General features: G+C 66.5%; 21 protein-coding genes. 15 read left to right on the top strand and 6 right to left on the bottom strand.

All coding sequences use genetic code 11. The features are described from left to right. Positions 1 to 54: 54 nt before the first annotated feature. Genes WBP06_RS14365 through WBP06_RS14355 form a run of 3 tightly spaced genes read right to left on the bottom strand, consistent with a single transcriptional unit; the run spans position 55 to position 3,396 of the window. Complete coding sequence (locus WBP06_RS14365; protein WP_395329081.1) at positions 55 to 2,625, bottom strand: mechanosensitive ion channel family protein; 2,571 nt, start codon at positions 2,623 to 2,625, stop codon at positions 55 to 57. A gap of 56 nt (positions 2,626 to 2,681) precedes the next feature. Further along, positions 2,682 to 3,164, bottom strand: coding sequence for an META domain-containing protein (locus WBP06_RS14360; RefSeq protein ID WP_395329078.1), 483 nt, complete (start codon positions 3,162 to 3,164; stop codon positions 2,682 to 2,684). A 28-nt stretch (positions 3,165 to 3,192) separates the two neighbouring features. After that, entirely contained in the window at positions 3,193 to 3,396 is a 204-nt protein-coding gene (locus WBP06_RS14355; protein ID WP_395329075.1) for a hypothetical protein, read from the bottom strand. A gap of 65 nt (positions 3,397 to 3,461) precedes the next feature. On the opposite strand from WBP06_RS14355, the gene WBP06_RS14350 reads away from it, so the two are divergent. Continuing rightward, positions 3,462 to 4,556, top strand: a complete 1,095-nt coding sequence (locus WBP06_RS14350) for a TauD/TfdA family dioxygenase (RefSeq protein ID WP_395329072.1) — start codon at positions 3,462 to 3,464, stop codon at positions 4,554 to 4,556. A 142-nt stretch (positions 4,557 to 4,698) separates the two neighbouring features. Here WBP06_RS14350 and WBP06_RS14345 read toward each other — a convergent pair whose 3' ends face one another. Both WBP06_RS14345 and WBP06_RS14340 read right to left on the bottom strand, forming a co-directional pair. After that, entirely contained in the window at positions 4,699 to 5,448 is a 750-nt protein-coding gene (locus WBP06_RS14345) for an SDR family NAD(P)-dependent oxidoreductase (protein WP_395329070.1), read from the bottom strand. Between the two features lie 328 nt (positions 5,449 to 5,776). Next, entirely contained in the window at positions 5,777 to 7,231 is a 1,455-nt protein-coding gene (locus WBP06_RS14340; protein ID WP_395329068.1) for an NAD-dependent succinate-semialdehyde dehydrogenase, read from the bottom strand. Between the two features lie 147 nt (positions 7,232 to 7,378). On the opposite strand from WBP06_RS14340, the gene WBP06_RS14335 reads away from it, so the two are divergent. The 7 genes from WBP06_RS14335 to WBP06_RS14305 all read left to right on the top strand — a co-directional run bounded on the left by WBP06_RS14335 (position 7,379) and on the right by WBP06_RS14305 (position 17,958). Beyond that, entirely contained in the window at positions 7,379 to 8,887 is a 1,509-nt protein-coding gene (locus WBP06_RS14335; RefSeq protein ID WP_395334180.1) for an aldehyde dehydrogenase family protein, read from the top strand. 13 nt (positions 8,888 to 8,900) lie between these two features. Continuing rightward, complete coding sequence (locus WBP06_RS14330) at positions 8,901 to 9,701, top strand: SDR family NAD(P)-dependent oxidoreductase (RefSeq protein ID WP_395329065.1); 801 nt, start codon at positions 8,901 to 8,903, stop codon at positions 9,699 to 9,701. A gap of 2 nt (positions 9,702 to 9,703) precedes the next feature. Beyond that, positions 9,704 to 11,026 (top strand): cytochrome P450, encoded by a 1,323-nt coding sequence (locus WBP06_RS14325; protein WP_395329062.1) that lies wholly within the window; start codon positions 9,704 to 9,706, stop codon positions 11,024 to 11,026. Positions 11,027 to 11,031: 5 nt separating this feature from the next. Continuing rightward, the gene (locus tag WBP06_RS14320) at positions 11,032 to 12,057 is read left to right on the top strand and encodes an NADP-dependent oxidoreductase (RefSeq protein WP_395329059.1); all 1,026 of its coding nucleotides are present in this window, start codon (positions 11,032 to 11,034) and stop codon (positions 12,055 to 12,057) included. A 31-nt stretch (positions 12,058 to 12,088) separates the two neighbouring features. Continuing rightward, on the top strand, positions 12,089 to 13,177 hold the full coding sequence (locus WBP06_RS14315; RefSeq protein WP_395329056.1) for a DUF2889 domain-containing protein: 1,089 nt from the start codon (positions 12,089 to 12,091) through the stop codon (positions 13,175 to 13,177). 222 nt (positions 13,178 to 13,399) lie between these two features. Then, entirely contained in the window at positions 13,400 to 16,870 is a 3,471-nt protein-coding gene (locus WBP06_RS14310) for an indolepyruvate ferredoxin oxidoreductase family protein (RefSeq protein WP_395329053.1), read from the top strand. A gap of 89 nt (positions 16,871 to 16,959) precedes the next feature. Next, the gene (locus WBP06_RS14305; protein WP_395329050.1) at positions 16,960 to 17,958 is read left to right on the top strand and encodes an LLM class flavin-dependent oxidoreductase; all 999 of its coding nucleotides are present in this window, start codon (positions 16,960 to 16,962) and stop codon (positions 17,956 to 17,958) included. Positions 17,959 to 18,009: 51 nt separating this feature from the next. On the opposite strand, the gene WBP06_RS14300 is transcribed toward WBP06_RS14305, so the two are convergent. Beyond that, positions 18,010 to 18,867 carry a LysR family transcriptional regulator gene (locus tag WBP06_RS14300; protein WP_395329048.1) on the bottom strand — a complete coding sequence of 286 codons (858 nt, stop codon included), beginning with the start codon at positions 18,865 to 18,867 and terminating at the stop codon, positions 18,010 to 18,012. Between the two features lie 126 nt (positions 18,868 to 18,993). Between WBP06_RS14300 and WBP06_RS14295 the strand changes: the two genes are divergently transcribed. From WBP06_RS14295 to WBP06_RS14265, 7 genes are all read left to right on the top strand, one after another. Then, the gene (locus WBP06_RS14295; protein ID WP_395329044.1) at positions 18,994 to 20,595 is read left to right on the top strand and encodes a carboxyl transferase domain-containing protein; all 1,602 of its coding nucleotides are present in this window, start codon (positions 18,994 to 18,996) and stop codon (positions 20,593 to 20,595) included. A gap of 5 nt (positions 20,596 to 20,600) precedes the next feature. Continuing rightward, complete coding sequence (locus WBP06_RS14290; RefSeq protein WP_395329041.1) at positions 20,601 to 20,912, top strand: DUF3088 family protein; 312 nt, start codon at positions 20,601 to 20,603, stop codon at positions 20,910 to 20,912. 29 nt (positions 20,913 to 20,941) lie between these two features. Then, positions 20,942 to 21,415 carry a hypothetical protein gene (locus WBP06_RS14285; protein WP_395329038.1) on the top strand — a complete coding sequence of 158 codons (474 nt, stop codon included), beginning with the start codon at positions 20,942 to 20,944 and terminating at the stop codon, positions 21,413 to 21,415. Then, on the top strand, positions 21,412 to 23,253 hold the full coding sequence (locus WBP06_RS14280; protein WP_395329035.1) for an acetyl/propionyl/methylcrotonyl-CoA carboxylase subunit alpha: 1,842 nt from the start codon (positions 21,412 to 21,414) through the stop codon (positions 23,251 to 23,253). Before WBP06_RS14285 ends, WBP06_RS14280 begins: the two co-directional genes overlap by 4 nt. Further along, a complete protein-coding gene (locus tag WBP06_RS14275; protein ID WP_395329032.1) occupies positions 23,253 to 23,705 on the top strand; it encodes a MaoC family dehydratase in 453 nt (150 codons plus the stop codon). The genes WBP06_RS14280 and WBP06_RS14275 overlap by 1 nt, the downstream gene beginning before the upstream one ends. Before the next feature lie 341 nt (positions 23,706 to 24,046). Continuing rightward, on the top strand, positions 24,047 to 24,601 hold the full coding sequence (locus tag WBP06_RS14270) for a hypothetical protein (RefSeq protein ID WP_395329030.1): 555 nt from the start codon (positions 24,047 to 24,049) through the stop codon (positions 24,599 to 24,601). A gap of 148 nt (positions 24,602 to 24,749) precedes the next feature. Beyond that, complete coding sequence (locus tag WBP06_RS14265) at positions 24,750 to 25,541, top strand: DUF4019 domain-containing protein (protein ID WP_395329027.1); 792 nt, start codon at positions 24,750 to 24,752, stop codon at positions 25,539 to 25,541. Positions 25,542 to 25,820 lie beyond the last annotated feature (279 nt).

Raw genomic sequence — 25,820 nt, 5'->3', positions numbered from 1 at the left:
CGCCTGCTTGAAAATCCGCCGAACGCGGATTTTGGCGGCACCGGCCCACGCCCCCTACCGGTTCTTGCGCGGGTCTTCCTCGTGGATGCGCACTTCCATTTGCGGGAAGGGCATCTCGATATTCTCGGCGGCGAAGCGGCGGGCGATCTCGAACCGCATGGTGGAAGCGGTGGCGCTGCCATCGGTCGCATCGCGCACGAAGACCAGCAGGCGCATCTGGATCGCGCTTTCGGCAAAGGCGTCCAAGGTCACGTTGGGTTCGGGCCAGCTCAGCACGCCATCCTGCGCCTTGGCGATCTCGATCAGCACGCTGCGCACCTTTTCGAGGTCCGATCCGTAGGCGACGCCGATCGGCACCACCACGCGGGCCAGATGCTCGCCCAGGCTCAGGTTCTTCACGCTGCCGGTGATCAGTTGCGAGTTCGGGATGATGATCTGGTGCCGGTCGAAGCTTTCCAGGTGGGTCGAGCGGACGGAGACCTTGCGCACGATGCCCGAATAGGTGCCCACCTCGATCCAGTCCCCCTCGCGGATCGGGCGTTCCACCAGCAGGATGATGCCGCTGGTGAAGTTCTCCACCGTCGATTGCAGGCCGAAGCCAAGGCCCACCGAAAGGGCGGTGGCGATGAAGGCCAGGCTGGTGAGGTCCAGCCCGGTGGTGGCGACGGCCACCGCTGCCGAAACGACGATACCGACATAGCCGATGATGGTGACGATGGAGGCCTGCGACCCCCGATCGATTTCGAACTGGGGCAGGATCGTCAGGTTGATGATCCGCTGCACCCAGCGCGTGGCGATATAGCCGGCCAGGAACACGAAGGCGAAAGTCAGGATGTCCCCGGCGGAGATGTTGACGTTGCCGAACGTGATCCCCGTGCGCAGGATGACGATGGCATCGCCGATCTCGCGGCTGTTGTAGCCCCAGGTGATCGCCAGCAGCGGCAGTGCGGCCAGCGTCAGCGTGATGCCGGCCAGCATCGGCACGAAGTGGATGCCCGTGCGGTATCGCTTCAACCCGCTTTCGGCGAGCATCCCGACGACCAGCGTCACCAGCCGGTGCAGGAAGATGGCGATGGCGATGATTGCCACCGAAACGACGAGGTCGGAGAAGATTTCGCGGGCAAGGACGATGTAGCCGACCACCGCCGCCACCACGCAGCCGGCCGCCAGCAGCATCAGGATCTTGGTCAGCGGCCCCGCGAAATCGAGCGGATTGCCATCCTTGCGCGCGCCGGCCCGAGCGCCGGCCTGATGCGGCTTGGGCGTCGGCTCTTCGCCCGCCGCTTCGCGGCCCTTGTCGATTATCAGGGCGAAGCGCCAGACCAGCGCACTGCCGCAGATCAGCAGTACGGCCGATGCCAGGTCGATGAAGGTGATGGCCAGAAAGCCCAGATCCTCTATCCCTTCCACCACCAGTTCCAGGCCCAGCACGATGCCCAGCAGCCGGATCGTGGAGACGGCCCGCACGCTGACGTCCGGGCGCAGCTGGACCAGCCGCAGTTCGGGAAACGGCGATCGCAGCGTGCTCTTGGCCAGCCATTGCGCGATGGCGACCACCAGCGCGGCGATCAGCAGCAGCAGACTGAGGCCGACAAGTGGCTGGGTCGCCAGAAACGGCTTCATCAGCACGGCGAAGGCGGCAACCGAACAGCCGATCGCCACGAACAGCAGGATCGCCCCGACCACATCCTCGACCACGACGATGATCAGGCGTTTGGCCACCTGCGGCATCGCTTCGCGCCGGATGGTGAAGCGCCGCCGGGCGATGCGCAGCAGGCGAATCGCCGCGAAAGGTCCGAGCAGGACCAGCACCGCCACGGCCAGCAGGCGCAGGCCGAAGCCGCTGGCGCCATCGGCGGCCACGCCCTTGGCGATTTGCGGCGCGGCAATGTCGAACCCGCGCCGAACGTCGCCGGCCACGGTGATCCACGCGTTCGGATCGAGGATGGAGGATGTGCGTTCGGATCGGCGATTGCGCTCCAGCGTCGCGATCCGCTCGTCCAGTTCGGTCACCAGCGTGGCGGCGCGTGCCTGCGCATCGCGGGCGTCCAGCACCGGGGCCAGCTTGACCGAGAGCTGGGCGTCCAGATCCTTGCGTCGCTGGGTGACCGCGCCGGCCTCGCCCTTGCCATCGGACGGCGCGGTGCCGAGTGCGGCGATCTGGGCCTGGATGATCCGCGCATCCAGATTGCTGCGATCGGCGATCTGGCGGGCAAGGTCACGGTCGGCGGCCAGCCGGTCGCGCAGCTTGTTGAGCCGGTGGATTTCCTCGTAATCGTATTTGCCCACCGGCTTGCGCAGCACCGCCTGTGCATCGGCGGCGTCGGCATTGAAGCGGGCGATCGTCTCGGCAGGGGCGAACGGCGTTGTCGGTTCCGTCCTGGCGGGGTGGGCCGGTGGGGAATCCGTCTGCACCTCGCTCGGCCCGTCCGTCGGCGCGTCCGTCGGCGCCGGCGATGCGGTGGCCTTGGTGCTGGGTACCAGCTTCGACAGGCCGGGAATCTGCGCAAACGCCGCCGGACTCCAGACCGCCAGGCAGGCGATCAGCAGCACCAGCAGGGCGCTTGTCGCGAAGCCGCGGCCGCGCGCATTCCCGTTTCGCAGACCCTGGCCAGGCATGGACATTGCGAAGCTCAATCAATCCCCCTCATGCGGCCCCGCCGGACAAAGTCACCTTAGGATCATTGCGGGGCGAATTCGAAAATGCCGCTATCCATTTTCAGCGCAAGGAAAAGATGCCCGTCGCGCAGGGTATAGCTGGCGACGTCCGACAGGCGCGCCGCCATCATCTGGCCGATGTCGGGCTGCGGGCAAAGCGCGCGGGTGGAGGCGACCGGCCCGATCTTCAGCGATCCGCCTTCACCGCCGGGTTCCGCGCTCCAGGTGCTACGGCCGCGATTGCAGTCCAATTGCATGGCCAGCGCGCCGTCCGCGCCGAATTCCAGCGTGTAGGTGCGCCCTTCGCCGGGCTTCGTGGTGCCTTGCGCATCGTCCATCGACTGGAAGCCGACGAGTTTCCAGGAGGTCGCGGCAAGGCCGGTCGTGGCAGGGGCGGGGGCAGGCGCTGTCGCCGGCGGCGTCGATGCGGAAGGGGCGGCGGTTTCCGCGCAGCCGCCAAGCGACATAAGGCCAAAGGCGGCAGGAACGAGGGATTTCCAGTTCATCGCATATCTCCGCAACTCGGGTGAAGAATCAGCATCCTTGCGCCAGCAGGACGTTCCAGTGGAGTCCCGGCTGGCCGATGAAACCGTGATCGGCGCGGGGCGGCACGGTGGAATCGTTACCGACATAGCCGCCTTCGGCATAGCGCGAATAGTCGCGGGCGGCGATGCCGTTCGGACGTTCGGCGTGGCCGCGAATGCGCGTTCCGGAAAGCTTTCGGACATGGCGTGACAAGTCGCGGGCGCGATGGCGGCCTAGAGAGGGGCATCATTCAATGCCGCGCAAAAGGACCTGAAAGCATGGCCAGTTCCGCCCCCACCTCTGCAGAGGTATTCCCGCCCGTCACCACCAGCGCCGCCTGGCGTGGGGATCGGCTCGCCGGGAGCGACGAGTGGATCTACATGCTGTCCGACGCGCAAGTGCACGAACTGGAAACGCTGGGCACCCGCTTCATGGCCGAGAACCCGGACCTGCGCACGGTCACGGCGGAGGAATATCCGCTGGTCGCCTGCGCCGATGCGGTGCAGGAATGGGGCGCGGACGTCGATTACGGGCGCGGCTTCGTGCTGGTGCGCGGCCTGCGCACGCAACTCTATTCGGACGCGCTGTCCAACGCGATCTACTACATCCTTGGCCTGCACATGGGCGACCCGATCCGCCAGAACGAGATGGGCGACCTGATCGACCACGTCTACGCCACCAGCGACAAGACCATGGACGATCCCACCGCACTCTCCTCCAAGGTGCGCGACAAGCTGGTCTACCACTCGGACAGTTCGGACATCGTCGCGCTGATGTGCCTGCGCCCGGCCAAGGAGGGCGGCCTTTCCTGCCTCGTCTCCGGTGCGGAGATCTACAACGAGATCCTGCGCCGCCGCCCGGATCTGGCACCGCTGCTGCTGGAACCTTTCCATTGGGACTGGCGCCGGCAGGACCACAATGCCCCGGCGGACACGTACACCTCACCGATCGTCAGCCTGGTGGACGGGGTATTCTCGATGTACGCGGGCTCGCTCTACATCCTCACCGCGCAGGAATACGAGGGCGTGCCCAAGCTGAGCCCCGAACAGATCGAGGTGCTCGAACTCTTCGACACGATCACGTACGAAGAGGGCATGGCGATCGAGATGGATTTCCGCCCCGGCGACATCCAGTGGTTGTCCAATTACGCCGCGTTGCACGCCCGCACCACGTTTTGGGACTGGCCGGAACCGCAGCGCAAGCGCCACCTCCTGCGCCTCTGGCTGAGCCGCGATGCCGGCCGCCCGGTGGTGGACGGCTTCGGCAAGAACGGCGTTGTGCAAGTGCGCCAGGCCCCGCGCGACGGGCAGGCCGAGCATCCGGACGCGCACTTCGATGTGTTCTCGGTCTCGGTGCCGCGTTTGATGAGTTGAAAATTCCTCCCCTGCAAGAGAAGGTGGTAGCGCGAAGCGCTGACGGAGGGGTGTAACGGTTCGGTTGTGTGTGGTGGAGAGGCTGACACCCCCTCCACCACCCTTCAGGCGGTGCTCCTCCCCTTGCAGGGGAGGGTCTGGTTCAGGTCACCACGCGGCCGCCGTTGACGCCGATGGTCTGGCCGGTGACGTACTGGCTGCGCTCGTCGCAGAGCCAGGCGCAGGCGTTGGCGATATCGTCGGGCTCGCCCATGCGGCGAACCGGGATGGTCTGCAGCAGCACTTCGGTCGGGATCTGGAAACGTTCGCGGTTGGCTTCGGACATGATCGTGCCCATCACCGAACCCGGCGGGATATTGTTCACGGTGATGCCGTAAGGCCCGAATTCCTGCGCCATCGAACGGGTCATGGTCACCACCGCGCCCTTCGAGGACGAATAGGGGATCATGTTCACCGCGCCGGTCTGCGCGCTGGAGGACGAGATGTTGACGATGCGGCCCCAGCCGGCGTTCTTCATGTCCGGCAGGCATTCCTGCGTCATGATGAACAGGCCGCGCACGTTGACGGCATAGATGAAGTCCCAGCGATCGTCGGTCAGTTCCTCGAACGGGGTGAAGTCGGTGACGCCGGCGTTGTTGACCAGGATCGAGACCGGGCCCAGTTCCTCACGGACCTGCTCCACGGCGGCCTTGACGGATGCGCGATTGGACACGTCGGCGCCCAGCGCGATGGCGGTGCCGCCGCCGTCGCGGATGGCCTTGACGGTATCGGCGCAGCGTTCGGCGTCGAGGTCGAGCACGCCCACGGCCACCCCTTCCTTCGCCAGCCGCTTCGCGCAAGCGGCGCCGATGCCGGCGGCAGCGCCGGTGACGATGGCAACCTTGTAGGACATCTCATTCTCCCATTCGGCGCGTGGCGCCTCGTTGGGGAATAGGGCTAAACGGAAATGGGGCTTGTCGGGAAGAGCAAGTTTGAACGGAAGTTCAAACTTCGCAGGGGCGTAGGAATTGGGTGGGGGTGCAGGTGTGCTGGTCTCCGTCACCCATGCTGCCAATAACACTCCGTCGCCCCCGCGAAGGCGGGGGCCCCGCTTTTCCTTGCGAGGTTGTGCGGAAGAAGAAGGCAGCGGGATCCCCGCCTTCGCGGGGATGACGGATTGTTTTTGGCGGGCGTTGTTCCAGTCGCCCAATGGCTGCTGGATCAACCCGCGCCCGCCGCGATCACGCCGCCGGCTTGATACCCATGCAGAGGTACTTCACCTCCATGTAGTCATCGAGGCCATAGTGCGAACCCTCACGGCCGAGGCCCGATTGCTTCACCCCGCCGAACGGCGCCACTTCGGTGGAGATCAGCCCGGTGTTGATGCCCACCATGCCCGCCTCCAGCGCCTCCGCAACGCGCCAGACGCGGCTGAGGTCGCGCGCGTAGAAATAGCTGGCAAGGCCGAACTCGGTATCGTTGGCCATGCGGATCGCGTCGGCCTCGTCGCTGAAGCGGATCACGCCGGCGAGCGGACCGAAGGTCTCTTCCTTCGCCAGTTTCATGTCCGGCTTCACGCCCGCAACCACGGTGGGGTTGAAGAACGAACCGCCGCGCTCGTTGCGCTGGCCGCCGGCCAGCACTCTGGCGCCGCCGGCAATGGCGTCCTCCAGATGTTCCTCCACCTTCTCGACCGCCTTCTCGTCGATCAGCGGGCCGACTTCGGTGCCCGCGTCCATGCCATAGCCGACCTTCATGGCGGAGACGCGCTTGGCTAGCTTCTCCACGAACTCGTCATAGACGCCGTCCTGCACGTAGAAGCGATTGGTGCACACGCAGGTCTGGCCGCCGTTGCGGAACTTGGAGATCATTGCGCCGTCGATCGCGGCATCGACATCGGCATCGTCGAACACCAGGAACGGTGCGTTGCCGCCCAGTTCCATCGAGGTTTTCTTGATCGTCTCCGCACATTCACGCAGCAGGTCGCGGCCGATCTCGGTCGATCCGGTGAAGGTCAGCTTGGCGACCTTGGGGCTGGCGGTCAGCGCCGAACCGATCTGCCCGGCGCTGCCGGTGACGACATTGACGACGCCTGCCGGAATGCCAGCCAGTTCGCACAGATGCGCGATGGCCAGCGCCGAATAGGGCGTGGCCGAAGCCGGCTTGATGACGATCGTGCAGCCGGCGGCCAGCGCCGGGCCCAGCTTGCGGGTGATCATCGCATTGGGGAAGTTCCAGGGCGTGATCGCGGCGACGACGCCGACGCCCTGCTTGATCACGACGATGCGGCGGTCGGCGGCATGGCCGGGAATGGTATCGCCATAGGCGCGCTTGGCCTCTTCGGCGAACCATTCGATGAAACTGGCGCCATAGGCGATCTCGCCGCGGCCTTCGGCCAGCGGCTTGCCCTGTTCGCGGGTGAGCAGTTCGCCCAGATCGTCCTGATGCGCGATCATCAGGTCGAACAGCTTGCGCATCAGCTTCGATCGTTCGCCGGCGGTCTTCGCGCGCCATGCGGGCAGCGCGCGTTCGGCCGCGTCGATCGCGCGGTTGGTTTCGGCCGCCCCCATCTTCGGCACGGTGCCCAGCACCGCGCCACTGCCGGGGTCCGTCACTTCGAACGTGGCCCCGGAATCGGCATCGCACCACTGGCCGTCGATGTAGCACTGCTGACGGAGGAAATCGGTGAAGGCCATGGTCTTGCGGGTCCTCGCTCGTTTTCGCGCGTGGTGGCGCGGGCTGCTGCGGAGATAGGCAGCACCGGATAGCGAGGCAACCGCCCGTCGGCAGTCAGGTTCCAGCCAGCGCCCTCGCGATTGACGTTCCGCATTTGCTCCGATAGTCTGTTTTGTGAAAAGAAATTCGCAAATACGAATTTATCTGGGAGAGAGCCGCTGGATCACGCAGGCTTCATCGATGGCGCGTTTGTTGCCGGGCAGGGCGCGGCGTTCGACGTGCAGGACCCTTCGGACGAGAGCCTGGTCGCGCGGGTTGCCGGGGTTTCGGCGGAGCAGGTGGAAGCGGCGATCTCCGCCGCCCGGCGCGCGTTCGATTCGGGTGAATGGCCCGGCCTTTCCATGAAGGAACGCGGTGCGGCGATGATCCGCTTCGCCGATGCCATGGCTGCCCGCGCGGGCCGGCTGAAGGATCTTGCAGTGCGTGAGGCGGGCTGCCCGATTTCCTCCACGGTCATGGGCGCACAAGTCGCCTCCCCCCTGCGCATGGCGCGCGAGATCGTCGAGATGTTCCTGCGCCTGCCGGAAATCGAGGACAACGCGCTGCCGCTGCACGAGCGGGTGAACGCCCATTTCGCGGTGCAGAGCGTCAAGCGCTGGTCGCCGATCGGGGTGGTGACGGCGATCTCGGCCTACAACGTGCCGTTCTACACCGCGCTCTGGAAAGTCGTGCCGGCGCTGATGGCGGGCAATACGGTGATCCTGCGGCCTAATCCTCTGACGCCGCTGTCTTCGCTGGTCTTCGCAGAAGCGGCCGAGGAAGCAGGGCTGCCCAAGGGCGTGTTCAATCTGGTGATCGAGGCGGGCGTGGAGGGCGCGCAGGCGCTGACCAGCGACCCGCGCGTGGACATGGTGAGCTTCACCGGATCCTCCACCGTGGGCGTGGAAGTCGCCAGGCAGGCGGCGGTCACGCTGAAACGGCTGGTGCTCGAACTCGGCGGCAAGTCGGCGCAGATCTACCTGCCGGACTCGGTGGAGCGGGCGGCCATGGCGGCGCTTTCGGTCTGCACCTCGCACGCGGGGCAGGGCTGCGTGCTCGGCACCCGCGTCTTCGTGCCGCAGGAGAGCAAGGCCGAGGTGCTGGAGGCGATGGCGAAGCTGCTGGCCGGCGTGAAGATCGGCCCCGCGCGTGATCCGGCGACGCAGCTAGGCCCCGTGGTCAGCGCCGCCCAGCGCGCCCGCTGCGAGCATTTCGTCGCCGCTGCCGTCGCCGGGGGAGGCCGCGTAATCTGCGGCGGCAAGCGGCCTGAGGGGCTGGAGAAGGGCTATTTCTTCGAACCCACCGTGCTCGACCTGCCCGACAACGCCAACCCCGCCGCGCAGGAGGAGATCTTCGGCCCGGTCGTCTCCGTGATCGGCTACCGCGACCTCGATCACGCGGTGGAAATGGCCAATGACAGCCGTTTCGGCCTCTCCGGCTGGGTTCACGGCAAGGACAAGGTCAAGGCGCTGGAAGTGGGCCTGAAGATTCGCAGCGGCGCGGTGAACGTCAACGGCGCCCTCGCCTCCAGCCATGCCAGCGGCGGCGGCATCAAGATGAGCGGCCTCGGCCGCGAGCGCGGCGTCGAGGGCCTGCGCGAATTCCAGATCATGACCACGCTCAACATCGGCGGGTAAGGGGAGGACCGGGATGCAAGGACTGCTCGAAGGCAAAGTCGCACTGATTACCGGGGCCGGATCGGGCGTCGGCCGCGCGGCCTGCCTGCTCTTTGCCGAACACGGCGCGAAAGTGATTGCGGCCGATGTGAACGCGGACGAGGCGGCGGCGACTGCCGCGATGGTGCGGGCCGAAGGTGGCAAGGCCATCGCCGTGGCCTGCGACGTTGCCGATCCCGATGCCGTCGATGCCGCCGTGGCGGCGGGCGTCGAGACCTACGGGCGGCTCGACTGCATCTACAACAATGCCGGCATCACCATCAGCCCGATTCCCGGAAAGGGCCTGCGCAGCCTGACCGAGTGCGAGGGCGAGGACATGCGCCGCGTGGCCGAAGTCAACGTGATGGGCGTGGTCCACGGCTGCCAGTCGGCGATCCGGCAGTTCGAGAGACAAGGAGAGGGCGGGGCCATCGTCTCCACCGCCTCGGTCGCCGGGCTGATCGGCTATGGCGGGGTGTTCTACGGTGCCACCAAGGGCGCGGTGGTCCAGCTTACCCGCGCACTCGCCATCGAAGTGGCGGACAGGGGCATCCGCGTGAACGCAGTCTGCCCGGCCGGCATGCTCACCCACTATGCCGGGATGGACCCCGACAGCGCGCACCGCGACCGCATCCTCGAAGGCATGGGCCGCGTGCACCCGCTCGGCCGCGCGATCGACCCGCGCGACACCGCTTCGGCGGCGCTGTTCCTCTGTTCCGATCTCGCAAGCAACGTGACCGGCGTGAACCTTCCCGTGGACGGGGGGCTCTCGGCCGGACGCAAGGTAGGAGGCTGACCATGGCGACCTGTCCCTATTCCGGAAGCGATTCCCGCTCGAACGCGCTGGCATCGCTGCTTTCGGATAATCCGCGCTATGCCGAGATGTTCGATGTCGACAAAGTGGACGCCAATTCCGGCGTCGACCCCAGCCGCGACTATACCGAGGACATGAACCGCCTGCGGGAGACGGGCGCGGTGCACAAGGGCACCTTGCGCGAACTGCTGGGCGTGCCGGAAATGGTCTCGATGCTGGGCGCGCCGCGAGAGAACATGACGTTCTTCTCCTATCGCGCCTGCGAGATCGGCTTTCGCGAAAACCAGCTCTATTCTTCGGAAGGGTATAACGAGAGCGCCGGCGTGCGGACGCTGGGCACCACGATCCTGTCGATGGTGGGCAAGCCGCACAAGCGCCTGCGCTCTGCCGCGCAGCCGCTGTTCAAGCGGCCCAAGGTGCTGGACTGGTGGAACAAGCGCTGGATCGAGGAGACGGTGGACGTCCTGCTCGACCAGTTGCTCGATCGCGAGACCTCCGATCTCAACGGCGACCTCTGCGCCCGCCTGCCGATGGCCACGGTAACCCGTGCCATCGGGCTGGAGGGCGAGGACGTGATCGAGTTCCGCTACCAGCTCAACCGCGCAACGTTCGGCGCGCGCTACCTCTCGCCCGAGGAAGCCGCCGAAGCCCGCGGCTGGGTCGATGGCACGCTGCGCCGCCTGATCGCGGAAAACCAGCGCGAGCCGGGCGACAACCTGATCGCCGGGCTGATCGGCTGCGAGATCACGCACGAGGACGGCACCAAGCGCCCGCTGACCGAGGACGAACTGTTCGGCTACTGCAAGCTGGCGATCTTCGCGGGGGGCGGCACCACCTGGCGGCAGCTGGGCATCACCATCGATGCGCTGATGAACCACCGCCACTTCTGGGAAGCCTGCCGCGACGACCGCAGCCTGATCGACCTCGCCGTGGAAGAGGGCCTGCGCTGGCGCGCGACGGATCCGGTGTTCATACGCCTCTGCATGGAGGATACCGAGATGGAAGGCGTGAAAGTCCCCGCCGGCACCCGCATCCACTTGTGCCTCGGTGCCGCCAACCACGATCCTGCCGTGTTCGACAAGCCGGAGGAATACGACATCTTCCGCCGCAAGGAGCATCACATGGGCTTCGGCTTCGGCCCGCACCGCTGCCTGGGCATGGATGTCGCCCGACAGGAGATGGTGGTGGCGATCAACGGCTTGCTCGATCGCTTCCCGAACATGACGCTCGACCCCGGCAAGCCCAAACCGGAATACCGGGGCCTCGATCATCGCGGCATGTCGGCGGTGACGGTCTCGCTGCGGTGAGCGACATGATGAAACAGGTCGTGCTGGCCTGCTACGCCAGCGGCAATCCGGAACCATCGGACTTCCGCGTGGAAGATGCACCGATCCCGCAGCCGGGCGAGGGCGAGGTGCTGCTGAAAACGCTCTGGCTCGGGCTCGACCCGCTGATCCGCTTCGCCATCGACGAAAAGCGGCTTTCCGGCGTCACCCAGGTCCATCCGGGCGAGGTGATGTACGGGCCGACCGTCAGTACGGTCGTCCAGTCCAACCACCCCGGTTACGCGGTGGGCGATGTGGTGGAGGACCGCACCGGCTGGCGCGAATATGCCGTGGTCGCGCCGGACAAGGCCGACTGGCGCGGTCCGCCGCGAAAGCTCGATCCCGCAAGGGCGCCAGTCTCCACCGCGCTCGGTGCGCTGGGAATGCCGGGGCAGACCGCCCACGCCTGCGTGATCGGCATCGGCCGCGTGGCGGCGGGCGAGACGGTGGTGATCTCTGCAGCGGCGGGCGCGGTGGGCAGCCTTGCCGGGCAGATCGCGAAGATTCGCGGCGCCCGGGTGGTGGGCATCGCCGGCGGGCCGGACAAGTGCCGGGGCTTGCGCGACCTCGGCTTCGATGCTGCCGCCGACTACAAGGCGCCGGACTTTGCCGAACAACTCGCCAAGGCCCTGCCCGAAGGCGCGGACGTGTTCATCGACAATGTCGGTGGCGACGTGATGCTGGCCGTCCTGCCCCACATGAAGCGCGGTGCGCGCATGCCGGTATGCGGGTTCATCGCCTATTACGGCATGGGCATGGAGGGGCCGGGGCCTGACAAGCTGCCCGGTTTCTTCCGCGCGATCATGTCCAAAGGATTGGAGATCAAGGGCTTCGGCGGTTTCCTCGTCGGTGGGCAGCAGGCGTTGGACGACATCGCCGGCTGGATTGCCGAGGGGCGCATCCGCTGCCCCGAATCGGTGGTCGAAGGGTTGGAATCCGCCCCCGAAGCCTTCGCCGGGGTGTTTTCTGGCAACAACCATCTAGGCAAGCTGCTGGTGAAGGTGTCAGGCTGACCGGCGAGAACAAAAATCGCAGGATGCCGCCATGACCACGCAGATTCCTTCCGCGTCCTACCCGCCGCCGCCCCGCCAGACGGCCAATCCCGCCCCGCCGCGCCCGGTGAATTCGCTGCGCCGCACGTCCAGCATCGATGTGGCCTGGCCCGATGGCCCCGAAGGCCAGCGCCTGTTCGTCGGCCGCGCGCGCGATTACCTGACCGGCGCGAACGGCCATGGACGTACTTTGGCCGAGGGTGAATTCCGCCTGCGGATGACCGAGGACAAGACGATCACCGAGATCGCCGCCGATCCGGCCCCGGCGACGATCGCAGAACTCGTCGGCGCGCGGGCGGGTGGCCATTTGCGGATGGCGCTGCGCGAGATCATGCCCGAACTGATCGCGCGCGCAGACCCGCTCTACCTCGTGCTCGACGACCTTTCCGGCACTGCGCTCGTCTCCGCCTTCGCCTGGGGACAGTGGTTCCCGGAGCGGATGGAACTGCTGCGCCAGCGGCTGGGGGCGGCGGATGGCGCCTCCGCGCTCGCCCAGCGCGCCAACGTCTGCTGGGGTTTGCAGGAGGGCAACAGCGGCGTTTCCGGCGATGCCCCGCTCGACAAAGTGGCCGATGCCGATGCGGGCGAGTTGCGCAACGCCGCCGATCCCGGGGGCTGGCACCAGTTCCTGGAACACGAAGGCCCCGGCTTTCGCCGCGCGCGCCGTATCGACGTGACTCGCGACGGCGGCCTGATCCGGATCGCTTCCGCCTTTCAGGACAGCGCCAAACTGCGCGAGGGCGGCAGGGTCGCGATCCACGAATACAATCTGGCTGCGACGGTCGATGCCGAGACGCTGGAAGTGCTGAGCCTCACTCCGGAGGCGCGCATCCTGCCGTTCCGCGAATGCCCCGGCGCGGTCCACAATGTTGCACGCCTTGTCGGCCGCAATCTTGGCCAGGTGCGTGAGGATGTGCTGGAAATGCTGCGCGGGCCGGAGGGCTGCACCCACCTCAACGATGCCCTGCGCGCACTGGCCGACGTGCCAAGGCTGGTCGAGGAATTGCGCCAGCCGGCCCGACCGAAAACCTGTCAGGCACCCCGTCATCCCCGCGAAGGCGGGGATTCCGCTTGTTCTTGAGTCGTGACGCAAAGGCAGCGGGGCCCCCGCCTCCGCGGGGGCGACGAAGTTCTGTCGTGTGAAGTTAGCCCTCGACGGAAGCAATTTCGCGGGGTGGCAGAGCCCGCTCCCAACCCCAACCGCACCCCCAATTGACCCCCACGGCGCACCCCGCGCTCCCCGCTTGCGCGCCCGCGCGCCATCTGAAAGGCCGCTGGAAGGACAGGAAAACCGGGGATCCGAGTGACCAAGACGGTCGTCACGCTGGAAGACAAGTACAGGCAAAGCGAAGGGCAGGTCATGCTCTCGGCATTGCAGGGCGTGGTGCGCCTGCTGCTCGACCAGTCGCGGCGGGATCGGGCGGCGGGGTTGAACACGGCGGGCTATGTCACCGGCTACCGCGGCTCCCCGATCACCACGCTCGATGCGCAACTGTGGGCGAGCGAAAAGCTGCTCACCGAACACCACGTGCGCTTCGAGCCCGGCCTCAACGAGGAACTGGCCGCCACTTCAGTGCGCGGCACCCAGCAGCTCGACTGGTACGGCAAGCCCAGTGTCGATGGCGTCTTCGCGCTCTGGTACGCCAAGGGCGTCGGCGTCGAGCGCGCGGGGGAGGCGATCAAGGCCGCCAACTTCGAAGGCACGCACCCGAAAGGCGGCGCGCTGCTGCTCTGTGGGGACGATCACGCGGCCAAGTCCTCGCTCACCGCGCACCAGTCCGAACACGTGCTGATGACTGCGATGGTGCCGGTGCTCTACCCGGCGACGACCGACGAAATCCTTGCGTTCGGCCAGTACGGCTGGGCACTGTCGCGCTGCAGCGGGCTCTACGTGGCGATGAAGGCGGTGACCGATACGCTGGACTTGACCACCACGGTTACGCTGCCGGGGCACGCCTTCCCGATTGCCATGCCGGAGATTCCGCAAGGCCCGTCACCCAACTTGCGCATCGCGATGTCGGCGCTGGAGCAGGAGCGGATGGTGATCGAGCGGCGCCTGCCGATCGTGTCGCTGTTCACCGGCCTCAACCGCATCGACCGGGTGAGCCATGATGCATTCACGCCCCGACTGACGGTGGTGAGCGCGGGCAAGGCCTGGCTCGATCTCTGCCAGGCGCTAGCCGACCTTGGGCTGGACGCAGCGCAATGCGCGGCGCTCGGGCTGAAGGTGGTGAAGCTGGGGCTTGTCTGGCCGCTCGATGCGGCGTTCGTGCGGCAGGCTTGCGGCGGCAGCGCCGAAGTTCTGGTGGTGGAGGAAAAGCGACGGGTCATGGAGGACCAGATCGCCCGCCTGTTCTACGGCCGCGCCGATGCCCCGGCGCTGTCCGGCAAGACCGCGCCGGATGGTGCGCCGCTGCTGTCGGAGGTCGGCGTGCTCGATGCGGCGGCGGTGCGCCGTGCGCTGATCGCGCGCATGGCCGCGTTAGGCATGTTGCGCGATGATCTTGCCGCGCGCGATGCCATGCTGCGCGCGCGGGAGGACTCCGCTGCCGCGCTGGAACGCACCGCGATCCGCCCGGCCTATTTCTGCTCGGGCTGCCCGCATAACACCTCCACCGTGGTGCCCGAAGGCTCGGCGGCGATGGGCGCGACCGGGTGCCACGGCCTTGCGCACTACATGCCGGAACGCAACACGATGCAGACGGTGTCGATGGGGCAGGAGGGCATGCCATGGATCGGCGCGCAGCACTTCGTCGATACGCCGCATATGTTCCAGAATCTGGGGGATGGCACCTACACCCACTCCGGCCTGCTGACGATCCGCGCGGCGGTGGCGGCGAAAAGCCGGGTGACGTTCAAGATTCTCTACAACGATGCCGTCGCCATGACCGGAGGGCAGCCGGCAGAGGGTGCGCTCAGCCCCGAACAGATCGTGTGCGAACTGGTGGTGGAAGGCGTGCATCCGGTGGTGCTGGTGAGCGAGGACCCGTCGCGTTTCTCGGCCTCGGACCTTCCCGCCGGAACCCGTGTGCTGCACCGGGACGAACTGGATGCAGTGCAGCGCGAATTGCGCGAACAGCCCGGCACTAGCGCGATCGTCTACGAACAGACTTGCGCCAACGAGAAGCGTCGCCGGCGCAAGAAAGGCGCTTATCCCGATCCCGACCGGCGGCTCTGGATCAACCCGGCGGTCTGCGAGGGCTGCGGCGATTGCTCGGTACAGTCGAACTGCCTGTCGGTGGTGCCGATCGAGACCGAATTCGGCCGCAAGCGCGCGATCGACCAGTCGAGCTGCAACAAGGATTTTTCCTGCATCAAGGGCTTCTGCCCCAGCTTTGTCGAAGTTTCCGGCGGCACGCTGCGGAAGCGCAGCATGGACGATGCGGCGCTTGCGCGGATGCTTGCGGCGCTGCCCGAACCGGCGGTGGCGGACTTGTCCGGCGGCGCTACGGCCATGCTGGTGGCGGGCATCGGCGGGACCGGCGTACTGACGGTCGGCGCGGTGCTGGCGATGGCGGCGCAGTTGGAAGGCAAGGCCGCCAAAGTGCTGGACCAGACCGGCATGGCGCAGAAGGGCGGCGCGGTGGCCAGCCATATCCGCATCGGCGCCGACGCCGCCGCGATCCCCTCCGCGCGGCTGGGTGCGGGCATGGCGGATCTGGTGATCGCCTGCGATCTGGTCGTGGCGTCCTCGCCCGAAGTCATGGCGCTGGCGCGGGCCGATACGCGTGTGCTGGCGAACGAGGACGTGGTGCCCACCGGCGAATTCCAGCGCAACCGCAACCTTGATCTTACTGCCAGTCGCTTCCTCAAGGCCATTGGCAAGCGCGTCGATCCGGCGATGATCGCGTCGCTGCGCGCGGGTTCGCTGGCGACGCGGCTGCTGGGGGATTCGATCTTCACCAACCTGATGATGCTGGGCTTTGCCGCGCAAAAGGGGCTGCTGCCGGTGCGGCTCGCTTCGGTGGAAGAGGCGGTGCGGCTGAACGGCGTGGCGGTGCGCGCGAACCTTGCGGCGCTGTCGCTGGGGCGGCTGGCGGCGGCGGGCGGCGAGGACCTGTTTGCGCTTGCCGATGCTGCACCCTCCGCGCCCGAAGCGCCGCGCGATCTGGCGGCGATCGTGGAGACTTGTGCGCGCCTGCTGACCGACTGGCAGAACGCGGCCTATGCCGCGGACTACCGCGCGTTTCTGGATGAGATTGCCGCCGTGCTGGCATCGCGCGGGGTGGGGGAGAGCGAGGCTTTGCTGCGCGAGATCGCGCGCCAGCTCGGCCGGCTCATGGCTTACAAGGACGAATACGAAGTCGCCCGGCTCTACAGCGCGCCGGCTTTTCGCGAAGGGCTGGCGGATACCTTCGACGGCAAGCCCCGCCTCAAGCTTCACCTCGCCCCGCCGCTGCTGGCCTTCCGCAAGGACCGCAAGACCGGCCGCCCGCGCAAGATCGCCTTTGGGGGCTGGATCCTTCCGGTGTTCGGTGTGCTGGCCAAGGCCAAGGGGCTGCGGGGGACATGGCTCGATCCGTTCGGCCACACCGCCGAACGGCGCATGGAACGCGCGCTGATCGGCGAGTATCGCGACCTTGTGCGAGAAGTGGCCGGGAAGGTAGGACCCGAAACGATGGAAACCGCCATCGAACTCGCCGCCACCCCTGCGTTGATCGCCGGCTACGGCCCGGTGAAGGAAGCCGGAGTCGCCGCCTACCGCGCCCGCGTTGCCGAACTCCTGCCGCATTTCGAACCGCGCGCGGTGGTGGTGGAACTGGTCCCGGCCTGACCGCCGGGGCGGTATCTCCCTCGCCAGATTTGCCGCAGGCCGGCGATTGCCGCACCACCGGCCCCTCAGCGCCGGAGGGGAGAGAGGCCATGAAGAACATCCGCATCAACGTCTCGTTCGACATGCGCTCGCCCGATTGGGCCGCGCCCACGCACGAACTCTACCGCGCAGCGATCGAGATGGCCGCCTTCGTCGACAAGATCGGCGCGGATCAGATCGGGCTGATGCAGCATCACGGCTCCGACGATGGTTACCTGCCGCAGCCCTTCACGCTGGCGGGCGGCATGGCGGCGGTGACCAGCCGCATCCGTTTCATGCTGGGCGCGGTGGTCTTGCCGCTGCACGATCCGGTCGAACTGGCCGAGCAGATCGCGGTGGTCGATCAGATGTCCAACGGGCGGCTCAATGTCATCTTCGGTGCCGGCTATGTACCGTTCGAGTTTGCCATGTTCCGCAAGTCCCTGAAGGACCGAGCGCGGCTGATGGACGAAGGGCTGGAGGTGATCCTGCGGGCGCTGCGGGGCGAGAAGTTCGAGTTCGACGGCCGCCCGATCTACGTCCGCCCGCTGCCGGTTCAGGCGCCGGAGGATATCGTCATGGTCGGTGGCGGCGTGCCCGCATCGGCCAAGCGCGCGGCGAAGTTCGGCGTGGGCTTCGGGCCGATGAAGCCGGAGCTTATCGATCTCTACCTTGCCGAATGCGAACGGTTGGGCCACGCGCCGCGCACCTATTTCCGCCCGACGCCGGGGATGCCGCTGGCGATCCATCTTTGCGAGAACCCGGATGCCGGTTGGGAGGCGATCGCGCCGCACGCGGTCCACGTCATCACCGAATATGCCAAGTGGGCCGAGCAGGAAGGCGACGGTACGAGTTCCCCGTTCAAGGGCCTTACCGATCCGGCGGTATTGCGCCAGGCAGGCATGTTCGTGGCGTGGACGCCCGATCAGCTCGTCGAGAAAGTGCGCAGCATGGGCGGCGTTGGCCACGTAGGCTTCCAGCCTTTGCTGGGCGGACTTTCACCGGAGGAGGGCTGGAAAAGCCTGAAGCTTCTGGAAGCGACGATGCCGCGTTTGAAGGCTGAAGGGTGAAGGCGGGAAAGTAGAAGTCCTGGGGGATGTGCGAGCCTTGCTGCGCAACTGTTAATTCTCCCGATACTGCCTTCGCAAGATATCCAGAAATGCGCTCGGCCGCAGGCCCCCTGCATGCAGCAATCCCACCTCGCGCGTCAGTTCGAAATCGCGCACCGGCACGAACCGGACGGAGCCGTCGGCAAACCCCTCCGGCATCATCCCGACTCCGGCACCGCTGCGAATCACTGACAGAACCCGCTCATCGCTGGTGGTCTTGAGCACGAAGCGCGGGCGCACGCCGCGCTGGGTGAAGAAGCGGTTGATTTCGGGCAGGGCCTCGCAATGCCGGCGCAGCGCCATGCGGTCCTGCGCAAGCTGTTCGGCGGGAATCTCGCGCTCGCCGGCCAGCGGATGGTCGGGCGGCAGCACCATCATGTAGCGCTCGCGGGCGAGCACTTCGGGCTGGTAACGGGCGTGGTGGGGGCGAACGACGGTAAGGGCCACGTCGATCCGCCCTCGTTCAAGGCGTTCGGCAAGGTCGCGCTCGCTTCCGTCCAGCAGTTCCAGCGCCTCGCCCAGCGCTTCGGTGCCATGCTGCGCCAGCGCGCGGCCGATCAGGTGGGTGGGGATCGTGTTCAACACGCCCACGCGCAGCAGGCTCGGTTCGGCAGGTTCGGCCAGTTCGACCAGCGCATGTTCGTACTCAGCGGCGATGCGGCGGGCGCGGACAAGGAAGCGGCTTCCGGCCGGGGTCAGGGCAACGCGCTGGCGATCCCTGTCGAACAGGCGTGCGCCCAGTTCGCGTTCCAGCTTGGCGATGCCGGCCGAAAGAGTGGGCTGGGTAACGCTGACTGCCCGCGCCGCCCGGCTGAAATTGCCGGTTTCGGCCACCGCGAGGAAATAGCGCAGCAGATATTGGTCGATCATAGACACGATCTATTACGAAGGGCGGCAACTTTCAATTTCCGCTGGCGTTTCGGCTTGGCTACATAGTCGGGACACATCACTCGAACGTGGGAAGAGCCCGTCGCGGCCCGATCCGGAGAAGGAAGCATGAGCGCACCGGTGCTCCAGACCAGCCTGAATCTCGACAGCCCCGAAGCGCAGGCGCGGGACCGGCACAACCGTGCGCTGGTGGCCGAGCTGCACGCGAAAGTCGCGAAGGCGGCGCTCGGCGGGAACGAGAAATCGCGCGAACGCCATGTCGCCCGTGGCAAGCTGCTGCCGCGCGAGCGTGTGGAGAGGCTGCTCGATCCCGGTTCGCCGCTGCTGGAACTGGGACAGCTTGCTGCCGAGGGTCTTTACGAGGACGATATTCCCGGCGCGGGGCTGATTACCGCCATCGGCACCGTTTCCGGCCGCCAGTGCATGATCGTCTGCAACGATGCCACCGTGAAAGGTGGCACCTATTACCCGATCACCGTGAAGAAGCACGTCCGCGCGCAGGAGATTGCCCAGGAAAACAACCTGCCGTGCATCTACCTGGTCGATAGCGGCGGCGCCAACCTGCCGCACCAGGCGGAAGTCTTCCCGGATCGCGACCACTTCGGTCGCATCTTCTTCAATCAGGCGCAGATGTCCGCGCGGGGCATCCCGCAGGTCGCCTGCGTCATGGGAAGCTGCACTGCCGGCGGTGCCTATGTGCCGGCGATGAGCGACGAATCGGTGATCGTGAAGGAGCAGGGCACGATCTTCCTCGCCGGGCCGCCGCTGGTGCAGGCGGCGACGGGCGAGGTGATTTCGGCCGAAGACCTTGGCGGTGGCGATCTCCATAGCCGCAAGTCCGGCGTGACCGATCATCTGGCCGACAACGACGAGCACGCGCTGACCATCGTGCGCGACATCGTCAGCCACCTTGGCCCGCTGCATCACCACGACCAACCGCTGCGCGCGCCGCGTCCGCCCAAGTACGATCCCGAGGAACTCTACGCGATCGTGCCCGAGGACGTGCGTGCGCCCTATGACGTGCATGAGGTGATCGCGCGGATCGTCGACGGCAGCGAATTCCACGAATTCAAGGCGCTTTACGGCAGCACGCTCGTCTGCGGCTTTGCCCATATCCATGGCCAGCCGGTGGCGATCCTGGCCAACAATGGCGTGCTGTTCTCGGAGAGTGCGCAGAAGGGCGCGCACTTCATCGAACTCGCTTGCCAGCGCCGCATTCCATTGCTGTTCCTCCAGAACATCTCCGGCTTCATGGTCGGCGGCAAGTACGAGGCGGAGGGCATCGCCAAGCATGGCGCCAAGCTCGTCACCGCCGTCGCCACTGCCACGGTGCCGAAGATCACCGTGCTGATCGGCGGCTCGTTCGGTGCGGGCAACTACGGCATGTGCGGCCGTGCTTACGATCCGCGCTTCCTGTTCACCTGGCCCAATGCGCGCATCTCGGTGATGGGCGGCGAGCAGGCGGCTTCGGTGCTGGCGACCGTCCACCGCGATGCCGCGAAGTGGTCGCCCGAGGAGGCGGAGGCGTTCAAGGCGCCGATCCGCCAGAAGTACGAGGATGAGGGCAATCCCTACTACGCCACGGCGCGCCTGTGGGACGATGGCGTGATCGACCCGGCGCAGACCCGCGACGTGCTGGGCCTTGCGCTGGCGGCGTGCCTTGAGGCACCGATCCCCGAAAGGCCGCAGTTCGGCGTGTTCAGGATGTGATGGCGATGGCCAAGGATACTCTTTTCGTACTCGATTTCGACTACGCAGACCCCGCGTTCGGCGGCGAGCGGCGCTTCTACTGCAAGGACTGCGTGACGGTGGAGGGCCTGCTGGCGCTGTTCCCGGAACGTGCCGGCAATATCGAGGTGGTGCGTGTCGGTTGGCCGCGTCCGCGCGCGGCGGTGGTTGCCGCCTTGGGTGAGGAAAACCAGAACCTTCCCGCACTGGCCTTTGCCGAAGGTGGTTTCGCCAACGATATCGAGGGCGTCCTTGCGGCGCTGCACACGCGCCACGGGTTTCCCGAACGCCATCCCTGAGCGGATGGCCTGCATAGGAGTGCCATGACATGAGCCTCGCGATGCTGCTGCCGATCATGATGGTCCCACCGCCCGTGGCGGGGGACGATCGCACGGCGATTCTGTTCGCCGCCAACGAGATGCTGGCGGCGATCGCCAGTGGCAAGCAGGCCGAAATGCAGCGCACGTTCGCGGCGGACGGCACCACGTATGTGCTCGATCTCAGGGGCACGGAGCCAAGCTGGCGGGTTCGCCCCAACGCCGATCTGGTGGGTGAGCCGGACGATACTTCGGGCCGGCGCTATGCCGAGAAGATCGGCGTGCCCACCGTGCTCCAGCGGGGCGATCTGGCCCAGGTCTGGGCGCCCTACGTCTTCTCGATCGACGGGAAGAACAGCCATTGCGGCATCGACAACTTCACCATCGTCAGGCGCGAGGGGAAGTGGATGGTCGCCAATCTCAGTTACACGGTCGAGCCGCTTTCGGCTTGTGCCGGGCTTCACGCACCGGAAAGCACCCAATGATTCAGTCGCTTCTGATCGCCAACCGTGGCGAGATCGCCTGTCGTGTCATCCGCACTGCGCGGGAACTCGGCATCCGTACCGTGGCCGTCTATTCCGACGCCGATGCCGACGCGCTGCATGTGCGCGAGGCGGACGAGGCGGTGCATATTGGCCCCTCCGCCGCGCGGGAGAGCTACCTCGTCGGCGAGAAGATCATTGCCGCTGCGAAGCAGACCGGGGCGGAGGCGATCCATCCTGGCTATGGCTTCCTTTCCGAGAACGCCGAGTTTGCGCAGGCGGTGAAGGATGCGGGGCTGGTCTGGGTCGGGCCCAACCCGTCCTCGATCACCGCGATGGGCCTCAAGGATGCGGCCAAGAAGCTGATGGCCGAGGCCGGCGTGCCGGTGACGCCCGGCTACATGGGCGAGAACCAGGAACCCGCCTTCCTGGCTGAAGAGGCCGCCAAGATCGGTTATCCGGTGCTTATCAAGGCCGTTGCCGGCGGCGGCGGCAAGGGCATGCGGCTGGTCGAGGCGCCTGAGGATTTCGTCGACGCGCTGGCATCGTGCAAGCGTGAGGCAGCGTCCTCGTTCGGCAACGACCATGTGCTGATCGAGAAGTACATTGCCAGCCCGCGCCACATCGAAGTGCAGGTCTTCGGTGACAGCCACGGCAACGTCGTCCACTTGTTCGAGCGCGACTGCTCGCTCCAGCGCCGCCACCAGAAGGTGATCGAGGAAGCCCCGGCACCCGGCATGGACGCAGCGACCCGCGCGGCGCTCTGCGCGGCGGCGGTGCGCGCCGCCCAGGCGGTCGACTATGTCGGCGCCGGTACCATCGAATTCATCGCCGATGGTTCGGGCAAGCTTTCCGCCGATCGCATCTGGTTCATGGAGATGAACACCCGCCTGCAGGTCGAGCATCCGGTGACCGAGGAGATCACCGGCGTCGATCTGGTCGAATGGCAGCTTCGCGTCGCCAGTGGTGAGCCGCTGCCGCTCAGCCAGGAGGACCTCACCATCGATGGCTGGGCGATGGAAGCCCGCCTCTATGCCGAGGATCCGGCCAAGGGCTTCCTGCCCAGCATCGGCAAGCTGGAACTGCTGGAGTTCGGCGAGGCCGAAGGCGGCCGCATCGATACCGGCGTCTATCAGGGCGCCGAAGTCTCCCCGTTCTACGACCCGATGATCGCCAAGGTCATCGCCTGGGGCGAGGACCGCGAAGAAGCGCGCGAGCGACTGGGCGAGATGCTGGAGGACAGCGCCGTCTGGCCGGTGCGCACCAATGCCTCGTTCCTCGTCAAAGCTCTGCAGCACCCCGATTTCGCGGCGGGCAAGGTCGATACCGGCCTGATCGGCCGCGATGGCGAGGCCATGGCCGAGGCGCCGGTGCCTTCGGACGAGGTGCTGGAGGCCGCTGCCGATTCGCTGGTGCCGGCGCGCGCGCTGCCCGGTTTCCGCCTCAATGCCGCGCCCGCGCGGTCGGCCTGGTTCTCGCTGGATGGCGAGAAGGTCGAGATCGCGCTGACCGGAGAGGGCAGCGACGAACCCGATGATGCCGTGCTCGTCACCGAGCAGGGGCAGGCCTGGCTGCTCACCCCCTGGCGGCGCGACGGGTCGCATGGCGGAGCCGATGCCTCGGGCGCGATTCTGGCGCCGATGCCGGGCAAGGTGATCGCCGTCGAAGTCTCCGCGGGGCAGACCGTCACCAAGGGGCAGAAGCTGCTCACCCTGGAAGCGATGAAGATGGAGCATACGCTCACCGCGCCGTTCGATGGCATCGTCGCCGAACTCAATGCCGCTGCCGGAGCGCAAGTGCAGGTCGAATCCCTGCTGGCCCGGATCGAGGAGACCGCCTGATGCCCGGCAAGTTTTTCGACGAATGGACCGTGGGCGAGCGGATCACTCACCAGCCCAGCCGCACCGTTACCGAAACCGACAATCTGATGTTCTCGGCCATGACGCACAACATGCAGCCGCTTCATCTGGATGCGGAATTCGCCAAGCGGAGCGAATTCGGCCAGATCCTGGTCAATTCCACTTTCACCTTCAGCCTTGCCGTCGGCCTGTCGATCGCGGACACCACCGTGGGCACGCTCGTCGCCAACCTGGGCTTCGACAAGGTGGTGACGCCCAAGCCCACCTTCATTGGCGACACGCTGACCTGCCATTCCGAAGTGATGGAAATGCGCGAGAGCAAGTCGCGCCCCACGCAGGGCATCGTCGTGTTCAAGCATGAACTGACCAACCAGCGCGGCGAGATTGCGCTGTCGACCTTGCGGACCGTCCTGCTGAAGAAGCGCGACGCCTAAATCCAACGCGGTTGACACGGGTGACACGGTCCAGAGGGAAAAACGCCCTCCGGGCCGTGAAAAGTGTCACCTTGCGGGGCAAACCGTCACCTTGCGCGTCGAAAGTGTCACCTTGCGCCGGTGCAAGGTGACACTCTCCGCCGGTGCGTGTCAGCTTGCGGCGCCTTTTCCGCTGCCGCGCCGCCATCGTTCCCACAATGTCAAAGATCGCTTCGCGCGCGATCATGGCAGCGTGGGATGAGGTAGGAAAACGCTTTGCATCGCGGACTTGCCTGCGCCGCCCTCAGATCGGATAGTGGGCGCGGCGCCGCGACCGTGGCGCCGCCAAAGAGGTGATTTCGATGCGCATCTTCGCTCGTCCCGTTCTGCTCGCCATGCTCACCGCCGCGCTGCTGCCCGCCACAGTGCAGGCGCAGCCGACCGGGCTGGAGGATATGGTCGGCGCACGGGCCGGGCCATCCGAAGCGGAGCTTCAGCGGCGCGGATACCGCAATGTCGGCAGCCAGAAGAGCGATGATCGCAGCTATAGCTATTGGTGGAGCGAGCAACGCCATCAGTGCGTTTCCATCGCCACTGAAAACGGCCGCTATGCCTCGGTCACGCCGACCACCGCGCCCGATTGCCGGCAGAATGCCCACAGTGGCGATCGTCGCTATTCCGACAACGATCGCTCTCACCACGGCTATGTCGCCCCGGATGAACTTTCGCGGATCTGCCGGAACGAGGCCGCGGCCCGGTTCGATCGGCGGCCGAGCGAAGTTACCGCAAATGCCCCGATCCAGCAGCGTAACGGCTACCTCGTGCAGGGCTGGTACGATCACCGCGATGGCAGCAAGGGCACGCAGTTCTTCAACTGCCGGTTCGATCTTGATGGTCGGTTTACCGGCGTGAACTGATTTCAGACCCGCGCCTGGCGAAGGGCATTTTCCGGATCGCCGGCCGGGTCATCCGGCCGGAGTTCCGCGATCGGGAGTGCGGCGTTTCCGGGGTACAAATTTTTGGGGGTGGCGGCGGGCATCTCCGCTACCCTAGGCCTCGGAAGGTATGAACATGCCGGTACGAGACGATGCCTGGGGCCTTACCGAGAAGGAGAAGCAGACGCTTCGCCTGATCGTGCGCGGGCACGATGCCAAGTCGATCGCCCGCAGCCTCGACCTTTCGGTGCATACGATCAACGAACGGCTGCGCGACGCACGGCGCAAGATGACGGTGTCCAGCAGTCGCGAGGCGGCCCGCCTGCTGCTGGAAGTGGAAGGTGATGGAGCAGTTGCGCCGATCCCCCAATCGCTGGGGGACGCAGGAATAGGGGAAGACGCCGCAAGGCGCCCGATGGATCAGGACGGCACGCCGATCGACGGCGCGGGGCGGGAAAGCCGCCCGTCCTGGATCATCATAGGAGCCCTGCTCATGACGCTTGCCCTTGGCCTGCTGGCCCTTGCCACCCTGTCCCAGGTCGATACGCCATCGCCGTCCACCGCCGCCGCCGAAGCCCCGCAATCCGAAGCAGCCCAGTCCGAAGCGACCAATGCTGCCCGGCAATGGCTGGCGCTGGTGGATCAGGGGCGGTGGGACGACAGCTATCGGGCGACCGGCAAGGCGTTCCAGAAACTGAACACGGCGCAAGTCTGGGCCGATACCTCGCGGCAGGTGCGCGTTCCGCTGGGCGCGGTGCTCTCCCGCACGTTCGTCAGCGAGGAAAACCTGCCCGCGCCGCCTTACGGCTATCAGGTGGTGAAGTTCCGCACCAGCTACGCGAACAAGCCGAATGCGCTGGAGACGGTCTCGCTCGACCGCGAGGATGGACAGTGGCGCGTGGTGGGCGTGACGATCGAGTGATCCTGATCGGCTGGTTTTCGGTTGGATTCCGGGCTGCTTGAATCACCGAAATCGGGGGCTAGCGGCCAAAGCACATCACAACCCCCTCGTCGCCCCCGCGAAGGCGGGGGCCCCGCTGTTCTTTGCGACGGGGCAGGAAGAAAGCGGGATCCCCGCCTTCGCGGGGATGACGGGTTTGTGAGGGGTTCTGCGCAACCGCATCCTTTCTTGCCGTTGGAAGGGCGGTATCTTTGGAGTGCGGCTGAGATTGTAGTTTGAGCGGACGGTGTATTGGCTCAC

The sequence above is a fragment of the Novosphingobium mississippiense genome, from assembly GCF_044029535.1.
In the GTDB taxonomy this organism is placed as follows: Bacteria; Pseudomonadota; Alphaproteobacteria; order Sphingomonadales; family Sphingomonadaceae; genus Novosphingobium.
The sequence above is the reverse complement of the archived record's forward strand: the minus strand, read 5'-3'. Positions and strand labels throughout refer to the sequence as shown.

Coding starts and splice junctions, on each gene's coding strand:
- WBP06_RS14365 (WP_395329081.1), bottom strand. CDS start 2,625: ATGTCCATGCCTGGCCAGGGTCTGCGAAACGGGAATGCGCGCGGCCGC.
- WBP06_RS14360 (WP_395329078.1), bottom strand. CDS start 3,164: ATGAACTGGAAATCCCTCGTTCCTGCCGCCTTTGGCCTTATGTCGCTT.
- WBP06_RS14350 (WP_395329072.1), top strand. CDS start 3,462: ATGGCCAGTTCCGCCCCCACCTCTGCAGAGGTATTCCCGCCCGTCACC.
- WBP06_RS14345 (WP_395329070.1), bottom strand. CDS start 5,448: ATGTCCTACAAGGTTGCCATCGTCACCGGCGCTGCCGCCGGCATCGGC.
- WBP06_RS14340 (WP_395329068.1), bottom strand. CDS start 7,231: ATGGCCTTCACCGATTTCCTCCGTCAGCAGTGCTACATCGACGGCCAG.
- WBP06_RS14330 (WP_395329065.1), top strand. CDS start 8,901: ATGCAAGGACTGCTCGAAGGCAAAGTCGCACTGATTACCGGGGCCGGA.
- WBP06_RS14325 (WP_395329062.1), top strand. CDS start 9,704: ATGGCGACCTGTCCCTATTCCGGAAGCGATTCCCGCTCGAACGCGCTG.
- WBP06_RS14320 (WP_395329059.1), top strand. CDS start 11,032: ATGATGAAACAGGTCGTGCTGGCCTGCTACGCCAGCGGCAATCCGGAA.
- WBP06_RS14315 (WP_395329056.1), top strand. CDS start 12,089: ATGACCACGCAGATTCCTTCCGCGTCCTACCCGCCGCCGCCCCGCCAG.
- WBP06_RS14305 (WP_395329050.1), top strand. CDS start 16,960: ATGAAGAACATCCGCATCAACGTCTCGTTCGACATGCGCTCGCCCGAT.
- WBP06_RS14300 (WP_395329048.1), bottom strand. CDS start 18,867: ATGATCGACCAATATCTGCTGCGCTATTTCCTCGCGGTGGCCGAAACC.
- WBP06_RS14295 (WP_395329044.1), top strand. CDS start 18,994: ATGAGCGCACCGGTGCTCCAGACCAGCCTGAATCTCGACAGCCCCGAA.
- WBP06_RS14290 (WP_395329041.1), top strand. CDS start 20,601: ATGGCCAAGGATACTCTTTTCGTACTCGATTTCGACTACGCAGACCCC.
- WBP06_RS14285 (WP_395329038.1), top strand. CDS start 20,942: ATGAGCCTCGCGATGCTGCTGCCGATCATGATGGTCCCACCGCCCGTG.
- WBP06_RS14280 (WP_395329035.1), top strand. CDS start 21,412: ATGATTCAGTCGCTTCTGATCGCCAACCGTGGCGAGATCGCCTGTCGT.
- WBP06_RS14275 (WP_395329032.1), top strand. CDS start 23,253: ATGCCCGGCAAGTTTTTCGACGAATGGACCGTGGGCGAGCGGATCACT.
- WBP06_RS14270 (WP_395329030.1), top strand. CDS start 24,047: ATGCGCATCTTCGCTCGTCCCGTTCTGCTCGCCATGCTCACCGCCGCG.
- WBP06_RS14265 (WP_395329027.1), top strand. CDS start 24,750: ATGAACATGCCGGTACGAGACGATGCCTGGGGCCTTACCGAGAAGGAG.